Source organism: Gulosibacter sp. 10 (assembly GCF_900163695.1).
Taxonomy (GTDB): Bacteria; Actinomycetota; Actinomycetes; order Actinomycetales; family Microbacteriaceae; genus Gulosibacter.
Genome location: NZ_FUIC01000020.1, coordinates 53,521 through 65,849, shown reverse-complemented (window position 1 = coordinate 65,849; position 12,329 = coordinate 53,521). Strand labels below are relative to the sequence as shown.

Genomic DNA, 12,329 nt, shown 5'->3' with positions numbered 1-12,329 from the left:
CTACGCCTTGCGCATGGGCCGCACCACGACCGTCTCGACCTGCGCGTTGCGGGGAAGGTCGACGGCGGTGCGCACCGCGGCGGCGATGTCGCCGGGGGTGACGAACGTGTCCGCGCCGCCCGCCCGGTTCGCGGCGTCGCGGATCGCGTACCCCATATCCGTGGCGACGAAGCCCGGGTGGATGGAGGTCACGCGCACGCCGTGCTCGCGCTGCTCCTCGCGCAGGCAGTCCGCGAGGGTGAGCAGCGCGAACTTCGTGCCCGAGTAGACCGACCCGGTGGGGTACGAGAAGTGCCCGGAGCCGGAGTTGATGAACACCACGTCGCCGTGCGCGGCCTGCAGCGCAGGCAGGAGGCGGGCGGTGAGGTCGGCGACGCCGAACAGGTTCACCTCGAACGAGCGCCGCCAGTCCTCGCGGGTGAACTCCTCGAAGCGGCGCTGGTCGGCGACTCCGGCGGAGTGCACGAGCACGTCGAGGCGCTCGAGGCCCGCGGCGGCCACGGCATCCGCGAGCCGTCGCTCGTCCGCGACGTCGGCGACGAAGGGCTCGACCTCGGGATGCTCCGCGAGTAGCGGCTCGAGGCTCTCGGCGCTCGAGGCGCCCGCGAGCACGCGATGGGTGCCGAGGAGCTCCTCGGCGATCGCGCGGCCGATGCCTCTCGAGGCTCCGGTGATGAGGGCGACGGGGCGGGACATGGGGCCTCCTCGGGTTGCGGGCGAGTTGGACGCATCGGATAGGCTATCGCGGCCCTGCACGAGACCGCAGCGCCTACCGAGCCCGAGAAGGAGATGAGAACACTCATGGAATACACCCCCTGGACGCTGCTGGTCGACGCCGGCCTGATCGGGCTGCTGCTCGTCGTCGGCGCCCTGCTGCGCGCCACGATCAAGCCGCTGCAGACCATGCTCATCCCCTCGAGCGTGATCGCCGGCGTGCTCGGGCTCGTGCTCGGCCCGAACGTGCTGGGCGTGCTGCCCTTCTCGGACCAGCTCGGCACCTACGGCGGCATCCTCATCATCGCGGTGTTCGCGTGCCTCGCGCTCACCGACGAGTTCAACATCTTCAAGGTCGGCCGCTCCATCGCGGGCTTCGCGAGCTACGGCATGCTCATGTACGCGCTCCAGGTCGCGCTGGGCATGGCGCTCGTGCTCGCGGTGCTCGGCCCGCTGCTCGGCACCCCGGACAGCACGGGCCTGCTGCTGTTCGCCGGCTGGGCGGGCGGCTTCGGCACCGCCGCCGCGGTCGGACAGGTGTTCACCGAGGCCGGCGACAGCGCCGTGAACTCGCTCGCCTACACCTCCGCCACCGTGGGCCTGCTCGTCGGCATCGTGGGCGGCATCATCCAGGCCAAGATCGGTGCGAAGCGCGGCTGGGTGCAGGAGTACAAGGGGTACTCGAAGCTGCCCAAGGACATGCAGACCGGCGTGCTCGACACCCAGACCGAGCGGCCCCGCGTCGGCACCCACACCTTCTCGGGCGGCTCCATCGAGACGCTCGCCTTCCAGGTCGGCTTCATCGCGGCCATCTGCGCCGGGGCCTACGGCATCAACGTGCTGCTGCAGATGGCCTTCCCCGAGATCAGCTTCCCGCTGTTCTCGATCGCCTTCGTGATCGGCCTGCTCATCCGCCCGCTGCTCACCGCCACCAAGGCGATGCGGCTCGTGGACAAGGAGTCGCTGCGCTCGATCTCGGGCACCGCCACCGACCTGCTCGTGGTCTGCGGCATCGCCTCCATCGTGCCCGGCGTGGTGGCCGACCAGTGGCTCTCGCTGCTCATCCTCTTCCTCTTCGGCCTCGCGTTCTGCCTCTTCCTCGGCCTCGTCATCGCGCCCCGCGTCATGCAGCAGGGCTGGTTCGAGCGCCAGCTGTTCACGTGGGGCTGGTCCACCGGCGCGGTGCCCACCGGCATCGCGCTGCTGCGCATCGTCGACCCGCGGCTGCGCACGCGCACGCTCGAGGACTTCGCGCTCGCGTTCATCCCCGTCGTGCCGATCGAGATCACGGCGGTGACGTTCGCGCCCTTCCTCGTGCTCGCCGGCGCGTCGTGGGCCGTCGTGGGCATCTGGGGCGCGGTGGCGGTCTTCGCGGCGCTCATCGCCGTCTACCTCTACGCCACCCGCAACCGCGCGGCGCAGTCGGGGTAGCGGGTCGGGAGAGCCATGCGCAGGGTCACGAGGCTCATCGCGGAGAGCGCGACGCTCAATATCGGCGGCATCATCGCGAGTCCCGAAGCACTGGGCGACGGCGGCGGCCTCGTCGCGGTCTATCCGGGGGATACCGTCGTCATCGCCACCGGCATCCATCTCGGCCCGGTCGATCTCGCGTCGGAGGCGCTGCATGCGGCCCCGACCGAGGTCGAACCCGGGTGGGAGGACGTCTTCGAGTTCACGGCGGCGGTGCGCAACGGGGAGCGGGCCGTGGTCTTCGGCCCGGGCGACGACATCGACCAGGAGTATGCGGACCTGCACGAGGCGTCCGTACGGCTGCTTCGAATCCGCGTCTCCGCCCGTGGCCGCGACCGCGCCGTCGACCTCGCGGTGGACGAGCCGGTAGAGGAGTATCTCGTGCAGGCCTGGCCGGCGGACGGGGTCGAGCAGCCGTCGGCGCTCGCCGCGGAATCCGCATTCGCGCGGAGCAGGCGCGAGTCGTTCTCCGCCGCGAAGGAGGCCGGGATGCGCCATGGCGTGCGGATCGGCCCCGGGCCGGTCTCGATTCCCGGGGAGGGCGGAGTCTCCGGCGCTGCGGCGGCGAATACGGCCTCGATGCCGAACGCGGCGGCGTCCGCGAACCTTGCGGCTCGACGTCGCATCGCCAGGAGCGGACACGGTTCCGAGCACGACTGAACGGCGGTAGCATTGTCGCCAACGACGAAGATCCGCCATCAACGGGGAGTCTTCGGAAGAACGGCGGTCGGGCCCCGGGGCTCGCCCGCTCAGTAGAACCGAACGGGTGGCCCGTCACAGCCGAACGAAGCGGCGGCCGGCATCGGTCGCAATCGGGGTGGTACCGCGCGCGAGCGTCCCTGAATCCTTGAGAGTCATTCATCACCGCAGGAGACCACCGCATGTCCTACCCGAAGTCCGCCTTCGGCCCCGGCGCCGAGTCCGTTCCGGCGAGCCCCTCCTTCCCCTCGCTGGAGGCCGAGGTGCTCGAGTTCTGGCGCGAGGACGACACCTTCCAGGCGTCGATCGACCAGCGCGAGGGCGACGAGGAGTGGGTCTTCTACGACGGCCCGCCGTTCGCCAACGGCCTGCCGCATTACGGCCACCTGCTCACGGGCTACGCCAAGGACGTCTTCCCGCGCTACAACACGATGCGCGGCAAGCAGGTCAACCGCGTGTTCGGCTGGGACACCCACGGGCTCCCCGCCGAGCTCGAGGCCATGAAGCAGCTCGGCATCAACACCAAGGAGGAGATCGAGGCCATGGGCGTCGGCGCCTTCAACGCCGCCGCGAAGGACTCGGTGCTCCGCTACACCGACGAATGGCGCGACTACGTGGAGCGCCAGGGCCGCTGGGTCGACTTCGAGCACGGCTACAAGACCCTCGACATCACCTACATGGAGTCGGTGATCTGGGCCTTCAAGCAGCTCTACGACAAGGGCCTCGCCTACGAGGGCTTCCGCGTGCTCCCGTACTGCTGGAACGACGAGACCCCGCTGTCGAACCACGAGCTGCGCATGGACGACGACGTCTACCAGATGCGCCAGGACAACACCGTCACCGTCACCTTCCCCCTCGCGGGCGAGAAGGCGCGGGCACTCGACCTCGTCGGCGCGCGCGCCCTGGCGTGGACGACGACGCCGTGGACCCTGCCGACCAACTTCGCGCTCGCGGTGGGCCCCGGGATCGAGTACTCGCTCGTGCCCGCCGGCCCGCTGGGCGCCGCCGACGGCAACGGCCCCGCGCGGTACCTCCTCGCGACGGATCGCATCCCCTCCTACGCCAAGGAGCTCGGCTACGCCGCGCCCGAGGAGGCGAGGGACGCGGTGGTCCGCACCTTCCGCGGCGAGGAGCTCGAGGGCATCGACTACGAGGCGCTCTGGGACTTCTACGCCGACGCCGAGCGCTTCGGCACGCAGCACGCCTGGCGCATCCTCGTCGCCGACTACGTCACCACGAGCGACGGCACCGGCATCGTGCACCAGTCGCCCGCCTACGGCGAGGAGGACAAGGCGGTCTGCGATGCGAACGACATCCCCACCATCCTCTCGGTGGACGCGGGCGGGCGCTTCCTGCCCGAGGTCGGCCCGGTCGCGGGCGTCCAGCTCTTCGAGGCCAACCGCACGCTCATCCAGCTGCTGAAGACCGGCGGCCGCCTGCTCCAGCAGAAGTCCTACGAGCACTCGTACCCGCACTGCTGGCGCTGCAAGCAGCCGCTCATCTACAAGGCCGTCTCGAGCTGGTTCGTGCGCGTCACCGACTACCGCGACGACATGATCGCGCTCAACGAGCAGATCGAGTGGGTGCCCGAGAACGTCAAGCACGGCCAGTTCGGCAAGTGGCTCGAGGGCGCCCGCGACTGGTCGATCTCGCGCAACCGCTACTGGGGCAGCCCCATCCCCGTGTGGAAGAGCGACGATCCGCTCCACCCGCGCGTGGACGTCTACGGCTCGCTCGACGAGATCGAGCGGGACTTCGGCGTGCGCCCCGACGACCTGCACCGCCCCTACATCGACGAGCTCACCCGCCCGAACCCCGACGACCCGACGGGCCGGTCGACGATGCGCCGCATCCCCGACGTGCTCGACGTGTGGTTCGACTCGGGCTCGATGCCCTTCGCCCAGGTGCACTACCCCTTCGAGAACCGCGAGTGGTTCGACTCGCACTCGCCCGCCGACTTCATCGTCGAGTACATCGGGCAGACGCGCGGCTGGTTCTACGTGATGCACGCGCTCTCCACCGCGCTGTTCGGCCGCCCCGCCTACAAGCGCGTCGTCTCGCACGGCATCGTGCTCGGCTCCGACGGCCGCAAGATGTCGAAGTCGCTGCGCAACTACCCCGACGTCAACGAGGTCTTCGACCGCGACGGCTCGGACGCGATGCGCTGGTTCCTGCTCTCGAGCTCGGTGCTGCGAGGCGGCAACCTCGTCGTCACCGAGGAGGGCATCCGCGAGTCCACGCGCCAGTTCCTGCTGCCGCTGTGGTCGACCTACTACTTCTTCACCACCTACGCGAACACCGCGAACGGCCCCGGCGCGCCCGCCTACGAGGCGCGGCGCAGCACGGCCTCCACGCACCTGCTCGACCGGTACATCCTCGCGAAGCTGCACGAGACCGTCGCCGCGGTGACCGCCGACCTCGACGCGCTCGACGCCTCGAACGCCACCGCGCACCTGCGCGACTTCGCCGACGTGCTCACCAACTGGTACGTGCGCCGCTCGCGCGACCGCTTCTGGGTCGGCACGGGCGGGGCCGAGGCCGGGCGCGAGGCCTTCGACACCCTCTACACGGTGCTCGAGACCCTCTGCCGGCTCGCGGCGCCGCTCGCGCCCTTCACCGCCGAGGCCGTGTGGCGCGGACTCACCGGGGAGCGCTCGGTGCACCTCGCCGACTACCCGGCGGCCTCCGAGTTCCCCGTCGACGAGGCGCTCGTGCGCTCGATGGACGCGGTGCGCGAGATCGTCTCGAACGGCCAGGCGCTGCGCAAGCAGCACCACCTGCGGGTGCGGCTGCCGCTCGGCTCCCTCACGGTGCTCGTGGAGGGCGCCGCCGAGCTCGAGCCCTTCGCCTCGATCATCGCCGACGAGCTCAACGTGCGCGAGGTCGCGGTGGCCGAGCGCACCGAGGAGGCGGCCGCGGAGTACGGCGTCTCGCGGGTGCTGCGCGTGAACTCGCGCGCGGTCGGCCCGCGCCTCGGCAAGCAGACCCAGGTGGTCATCAAGGCCTCGAAGTCGGGCGACTGGGAGGAGCGCGACGGCGAGGTGATCGCCGGCGGCATCGCGCTGCAGGAGGGCGAGTACGAGCTCGAGCTCGAGATCCGCGACTCGCGGGGCGACGAGGTGCTCGGGCTCCTGCCCGGCGGCGGCATCCTCGTGCTCGACACCGAGGTGACGCCCGAGCTCGCCGCGGAGGGCGCGGCGCGCGACGCGATCCGCGCCGTGCAGGACGCGCGCAAGGCCGCGGGGCTCGAGGTGAGCGACCGCATCGGCCTCGCGCTGCGCACCGACGACGCGACGCTCGAGGCGCTGCGCGCGCAGTCCGGACTCATCGCGCGCGAGACCCTTGCGACCGCGATCGAGGTGCGGGGAGGGCTCGCCCCCGAGGCGGAGCGGTCGACGATCCCGCACAGCTACGGCGCCCTCGAGATCGAGCTGGAGAAGGCGGAGGCATGAACGAGAAGCGCGAAGACGAGGAATTCGACCCGGACGAGGAGCTCACCAACGAGTACCTCATGAAGCTCTTCGGCGGCTCGCCGTTCGACGAGCTCGCCGCGGAGGACGCGGAGTCCGACCCCGAGGAGATCAGCGAGCGCGAGCGGGAGCAGCGCGAGGAGCTCGAGCGCACCGACTGGCGCGCCGAGGCCGACCTCGTCTACGACGAGCTCATGGAGCGCGTGGGGGAGGCACAGCCCGAGCCGCGGCTCGCGCCCACCCGGCGCGCGTGCGAGCTGCTCGGCGACATCCACCGCGCGTGGCCGATGATCCACATCACCGGCACGAACGGCAAGTCCTCGACCGCGCGCATCGCGGAGTCGCTGCTGCGCGCGCACGGCCTCCGCACGGGCCTGCTCACGAGCCCGCACCTCATCCGGCTCAACGAGCGCATCACCATCGAGGGCGAGCCCATCGCCGACGAGCGGCTGGTCGCCAACTGGCGCGACATCGAGCCGTTCCTGCGGATCGTGGACGGCGAGCTCGACGAGGCGGGGGAGCCGCGGCTCACGTTCTTCGAGGCGCTCACCGTGCTGGCCTTCGCGTGCTTCACGGATGCGCCGGTCGACGTCGCCGTGGTCGAGGTCGGCATGGGCGGCGAGTGGGACTCGACGAACGTCGCCGACGGCGCCGTCTCCGTGCTCACCCCAATCTCGCTCGACCACCAGGACCGCCTCGGCTCGACCGTCGGCGAGATCGCCGGCACGAAGTCGGGCATCATCAAGCCCAGCGCGCAGGTGGTCACCGCCGCCCAGAGCCCCGAGGCGCTCGAGGCCATCCGCCGCGCCTGCATGCTGCAGGAGGCCACGCTCCACGCCGAGCCCGAGAAGTTCGCCGTGACCGCCGACCGGCTCGCGGTGGGCGGCCGCCTCGTCTCGGTGCGCGGCATCGCGGGGCAGTACGACGACCTGCCGGTGGCGCTCGCGGGCGAGTACCAGGCGCACAACGCGGCCCTCGCGATCGCGGCCGTGGAGGCGTTCTTCGGCGGCGAGCGGGAGCTCGACTACGACACGGTGGTGCAGGGCACCGCCTCCGCCGTCTCGCCGGGCCGGCTCGAGCTCATCGGCGCCGAGCCGACCGTGCTCATCGACGCGGCCCACAACCCGCACGGCGCGGCGCATCTCGCGCAGGCGGTGGGCGAGACCTACGCGTTCGACGAGCTCATCGTCGTCCTCGGCGCGCTGCACGGCAAGAACGTGGAGGGCATGATCAAGCCCATCGCGAACGTCGCGAGCCGCATCATCGTCACGCAGTCCGACTCGCCCCGGTCGATCGACGCCTTCGAGCTGGGGGAGCGGGTGGCCGACGCGATCGGCTCCGAGACCGCCGAGGAGAAGCGGCTCGCCGTGATCGACCGCGCGCAGGACGCGTTCGAGACCGCCCGCGAGACCGCGCAGCGGCTCTCCGCGCAGGCCGAGGGCGAGGACCGCCCCTACTCGGTCGGCGTGCTCATCACCGGCTCGGTGACGCTCATCGGCGAGGCGGCGGCGCTCGCGCTCGAGGACGGCTGGAAGCCGACGCCGGAGGAGCGGGAGGCCGCCGAGGAGGGCGTGGACTTCGACGCGCTCGAGGAGGACTTCGGGGAGGACGAGGCATGAGCCGCGCCCCGCGCGCCCGGCGCTACCGCACGATGACCGAGCAGCTCGGCTCCATCCTGCTCGCCTTCGAGGTGATCTCGGTCGCGCTCGGCGGCCTCGCGATCTTCGGGCTCAAGGTGCTGCCGGCGGGCATCGCCCTGGGCGGCACGGCGGTGTTCCTCGTGCTCATGGTCGCGGGTGTCTACCTGCTGCGCCGCAGCTGGGGCCGCTGGTACGTGCTCGGGCTGCAGATCGCGCTCACGCTCGCCGGGTTCATCCACCCCTCGATGTTCTTCGTGGGCGGCATCTTCCTCGCCATCTGGTGCTACTGCCAGTACCAGGGCGGCCGGATCGACGCGGCGCGGGCCGTGATCATCGCCGAGTACGAGCGCGAGCAGGCGGCGCTGGCCGAGCAGGGCGAGCCCGCGGAGCAGAGCGGGGCCGACGGCACCCGCTAACGTTGTAGGCACGCAATCGACAAGGAGCACACAGCATGACTTCGCCCATCGAACAGACCCTCGTCCTCGTCAAGCCGGACGGCGTCCGTCGCAACCTGACCGGCGAAGTGCTCGCTCGGATCGAGCGCAAGGGCTACGTCCTGCGCGACCTCCAGCTCGTCGCGCCCGAGCGCGCCCTGCTCGAGCGCCACTACGAGGAGCACGTCGGCAAGCCGTTCTTCGAGCCGCTCGTCGAGTTCATGTCCTCCGGCCCCGTCGTGGCCGCGCGCATCGAGGGCCACGGCGTGGTCGAGGGCTTCCGCTCCCTCGCCGGCGCCACCGACCCGACCAAGGCCGCGCCCGGCACCATCCGCGGCGACCTCGGCCGCGACTGGGGCGGCAAGGTCATCGAGAACATCGTGCACGGATCCGACTCGCCCGAGTCGGCGGAGCGCGAGCTCGGCATCTGGTTCGCCTGAGGCGTACTCGCGCCGGCGCCCGGGAGACCCGTTCTCCCGGGCGCCCGCGCGTTTCCGGGCCGGAACGGCTCCGGGCGGGCCCGCGCCGCGGCCGCGCCTTCCGGATTCTCGGAGGCGGTCGGCGCTTCGCGTGCGATAATGATTCGGTGCGCGAAAGCGCATGAAGACTTTTCGAGCCCGAGCGGCTCAGGTTGGCCGCAGCCTGCGGCGACGCCGTGACCACGGCGATACAGGATTTCCCGCGAGCACCATGCCGCGGATAAGACAGGACCGGTCAGGACCGCGATGCGACTGACCGGGGCAGGAGCACCCAAGTGACGTCGGAGAACGCAACAGCACAGAATTCCGCTGACGAGGCCGAGCAGCCCCGCGAGGAGCAGCAGGCGGGCAGGGACGGGCGGCGCGAAGCCGCCGCGGAGTCGCCCGAGTCGGGCGCCGCGCAGGCGGACGGCGCCGCGCAGCCGCAGGCCGGGGAGGACGAGGCCCGGGAGGCCGCGGAAGACTCGACCGAGGCGCCGGAGCCCGCCGATGCGGGGCCCGCCGAGGACGAGCAGGAGGCGCAGCCCGAGCGCGATCCCCGCATCCCCGAGGTGATCACCAAGCGCACGCTGTTCTTCCTCGCGCCGGATCTGCCGCCCGTGACCGAGCGCGGCGCATCCCGCCCCGCCCGGGAGGAGCCCGAGGACGACTCGGAGGAGCAGGACGACGACTCGCGCCGCGGTCGCGGCCGCGGGCGTTCGCGCCGGGGCGGCCGCAGCGGCGGCCGCGGCCAGCGCGACGACCGCGACCGTCGGCAGCAGGACCGGCGCGACGAGCGGGACGCCGAGGAGCAGGGCGACGACGAGGACGGGCCCGAGCCGATCACCGAGCCGCAGAAGGTGCACGGGTCGACGCGCCTCGCCGCCAAGCGCCAGCGCCGCCGCGAGGGGCGCGACACCGGGCGCCGCCGCACGGTCGTGACCGAGAGCGAGTTCCAGGCCCGCCGCGAGTCGGTGGACCGCAAGATGATCGTGCGGGCCAAGAGCAACCGCGTGCAGCTCGGCGTGCTCGAGGACGGCATCCTCGTCGAGCACTACGTCGCCCGCAACGAGGACGTCTCGCTCATCGGCAACGTCTACCTCGGCCGTGTGCAGAACGTGCTGCCCAGCATGGAGGCCGCGTTCGTCGACATCGGCGGCGCACGCAACGCCGTGCTCTACTCGGGCGAGGTCGACTGGTCGGCCGCCAACCTCGGCCACAACGCGCCGCGCAAGATCGAGAACGCCCTGAAGTCGGGCGACCGCGTGCTCGTGCAGGTCACGAAGGACCCGGTGGGCCACAAGGGCGCCCGCCTCACCAGCCAGGTCTCGCTGCCCGGCCGCTACCTCGTGTACGTGCCCGGCAACACCATGAACGGCATCAGCCGCAAGCTGCCCGACACCGAGCGCTCCCGCCTCAAGAAGATCCTCAAGCAGGTGCTTCCCGAGGGCGTCGGCGTCATCGTGCGCACGGCCGCGGAGGGCGCGACCGAGGAGCAGCTCCGCCGCGACGTCGAGCGGCTCACGAAGCAGTGGGAGGACATCCAGCGCAAGGCGAAGGCCACCACGAAGGCGCCGCAGACGCTGCACTCCGAGTCGGACATGCTCATCAAGATCGTGCGCGACGTGTTCAACGAGGACTTCGACGAGCTGATCGTGCAGGGGCAGTCGGAGCTCGACACGATCAAGTCCTACCTCGGCCAGGTCGCTCCCGACCTGCTCGACCGCGTGCGCCGGTACGACGGCCAGGAGCAGGACATCTTCGCCGAGTACCGCGTCGACGACATGATCGACAAGGCGTTGGGCCGCAAGGTCTGGCTGCCCTCGGGCGGCTCGCTCGTGATCGACCGCACCGAGGCGATGACGGTCATCGACGTCAACACGGGCAAGTTCGTCGGCACCGGCGGCAACCTCGAGGAGACCGTCACGAAGAACAACCTCGAGGCGGCCGAGGAGATCGTCCGGCAGCTGCGCCTGCGCGACATCGGCGGCATCATCGTGATCGACTTCATCGACATGGTGCTCGAGTCCAACCGCGACCTCGTGCAGCGCCGCCTCATCGAGGGCCTCTCGCGCGACCGCACCAAGCACCAGGTCGCCGAGGTCACGAGCCTCGGCCTCGTGCAGATGACCCGCAAGAAGATCGGGCTCGGCCTGCTCGAGACGTTCTCCGAGCCCTGCTCGCAGTGCGACGGCCGCGGCGTCGTCGTGCACGGCGAGCCCGTCAGCCACAACCACGGCGGCGGCTCCGGCGGCCGCAAGGGCCGCGGCTCGCGCTCGCGCGGCAAGAACGGGCAGCAGGAGCAGAAGCAGCAGCACCGGCAGTCCGACTCGGGGCAGAACGGCAACGGCAATGGAACCCACGAGATCACCGAGGATGCGCGCAACGCCCTGACGAAGATCGCGGCCTCGCTGGTCGCGCACGGCGCCGAGGAGTCGGCCGAGCAGGTGCAGGCCGCGGCGGACCAGGTGGCCGCCGCCGAGGCGTCGGGCCGGGAGAAGTCCGGCAAGGGCGACAGGGTCGGTGCGGAGGACAAGTCGGGCAAGGACGAGTCCGGCTCCCAGGATTCGGGTTCGAACGGCCGCGGCTCGCGAGGCAAGCGCTCGCGCCGCAACCGCGGCGGGCAGGATCGCGCCGGGCAGGAACGTGGCGGCCAGGACCGCGACGAGCAGCCGCGCGGCGACTCGGACGCGCAGCAGCCGCGCTCGGAGGAGCGGACGAAGCCGGCCGCCGAGCAGTCGGGCACGGAGCAGTCGGGCGCCGTGCAGGCAGGCGATGGACGGCAGGCCCCTGCCGAGCAGGAGTCGAAGTCCTCCGAGCGGGGATCGCGCCGATCGCGACGCAACCGCCGCGTGCGGGTCGACACGACCTCGACGTCGGGCGGCTCCGCCGAGGCCGAGCCGCGGGAGTCCGCGCGCTCAGCGGAATCCGCGGCGCAGTCCGCGCCCGAGCGCGAGGAGTCCATCACGATCGACCTCCCCGAGCCCCGCGAGGCCGCCCCCGCGGCGCCGGAGGAGCGCGACCCGAAGCAGGTCGAGGAGGCGCTGCACTCGCTCGACGCGTTGCTCGACGCGCTCGTCGAGCCGGGCGAGGAGGACGCCGAGCAGGTCGAGGAGCAGTCCGCGGAGCCGGAAACCGAGGTGCAGGCTGTCGAGGAGCAGGCATCCGAGACGCCGGCGGCCGAGGTGCAGGCCGCCGAGACGCCGGCGGCCGAGGTGCAGGCCGCCGAGACGCCGGCTGTCGAGGCACCCGCGTCCGGGCGGGAACCCGCCGAGGAGGCGCCCGAATCGCGGCCCGCCGCGACGTCCTCGCGCCGCAAGCGCGGCGCGCGGCGCCGGATCACGACCGGGCCCATCTCGACGGGCCCCGACGGCGATGCGTAGGGCGTGTTGGCGCTTGACGCGTCGGCGAAAACTCGACTAGGCTTAGTCGCTGTTGCACGTT

8 protein-coding genes are annotated in these 12,329 nt (G+C 71.6%); 7 read left to right on the top strand and 1 reads right to left on the bottom strand.

From position 1 onward, the window contains the following. Nucleotides 1–696 (bottom strand): SDR family oxidoreductase, encoded by a 696-nt coding sequence (locus FM112_RS08060; RefSeq protein WP_087006236.1) that lies wholly within the window; start codon nucleotides 694–696, stop codon nucleotides 1–3. Nucleotides 697–801: 105 nt separating this feature from the next. Here FM112_RS08060 and FM112_RS08055 point away from each other — a divergent pair, with 105 nt between their 5' ends. The 7 genes from FM112_RS08055 to FM112_RS08025 all read left to right on the top strand — a co-directional run bounded on the left by FM112_RS08055 (nucleotide 802) and on the right by FM112_RS08025 (nucleotide 12,268). Beyond that, the gene (locus FM112_RS08055) at nucleotides 802–2,145 is read left to right on the top strand and encodes a sodium/glutamate symporter (RefSeq protein WP_087006232.1); all 1,344 of its coding nucleotides are present in this window, start codon (nucleotides 802–804) and stop codon (nucleotides 2,143–2,145) included. A 15-nt stretch (nucleotides 2,146–2,160) separates the two neighbouring features. Beyond that, the gene (locus tag FM112_RS08050; protein WP_087006229.1) at nucleotides 2,161–2,844 is read left to right on the top strand and encodes a hypothetical protein; all 684 of its coding nucleotides are present in this window, start codon (nucleotides 2,161–2,163) and stop codon (nucleotides 2,842–2,844) included. 221 nt (nucleotides 2,845–3,065) lie between these two features. Then, nucleotides 3,066–6,335, top strand: a complete 3,270-nt coding sequence (gene ileS / locus FM112_RS08045) for an isoleucine--tRNA ligase (protein WP_087006226.1) — start codon at nucleotides 3,066–3,068, stop codon at nucleotides 6,333–6,335. Beyond that, nucleotides 6,332–7,972, top strand: coding sequence for a folylpolyglutamate synthase/dihydrofolate synthase family protein (locus tag FM112_RS08040; protein WP_087006223.1), 1,641 nt, complete (start codon nucleotides 6,332–6,334; stop codon nucleotides 7,970–7,972). Before ileS ends, FM112_RS08040 begins: the two co-directional genes overlap by 4 nt. Continuing rightward, on the top strand, nucleotides 7,969–8,409 hold the full coding sequence (locus FM112_RS08035; RefSeq protein WP_087006220.1) for a DUF4233 domain-containing protein: 441 nt from the start codon (nucleotides 7,969–7,971) through the stop codon (nucleotides 8,407–8,409). Before FM112_RS08040 ends, FM112_RS08035 begins: the two co-directional genes overlap by 4 nt. A gap of 35 nt (nucleotides 8,410–8,444) precedes the next feature. Beyond that, nucleotides 8,445–8,867: a nucleoside-diphosphate kinase gene (gene ndk / locus FM112_RS08030; RefSeq protein ID WP_087006217.1), complete on the top strand. Its 423-nt coding sequence runs from the start codon at nucleotides 8,445–8,447 to the stop codon at nucleotides 8,865–8,867. Nucleotides 8,868–9,181: 314 nt separating this feature from the next. After that, complete coding sequence (locus tag FM112_RS08025; protein WP_087006214.1) at nucleotides 9,182–12,268, top strand: Rne/Rng family ribonuclease; 3,087 nt, start codon at nucleotides 9,182–9,184, stop codon at nucleotides 12,266–12,268. Nucleotides 12,269–12,329: the final 61 nt, after the last annotated feature.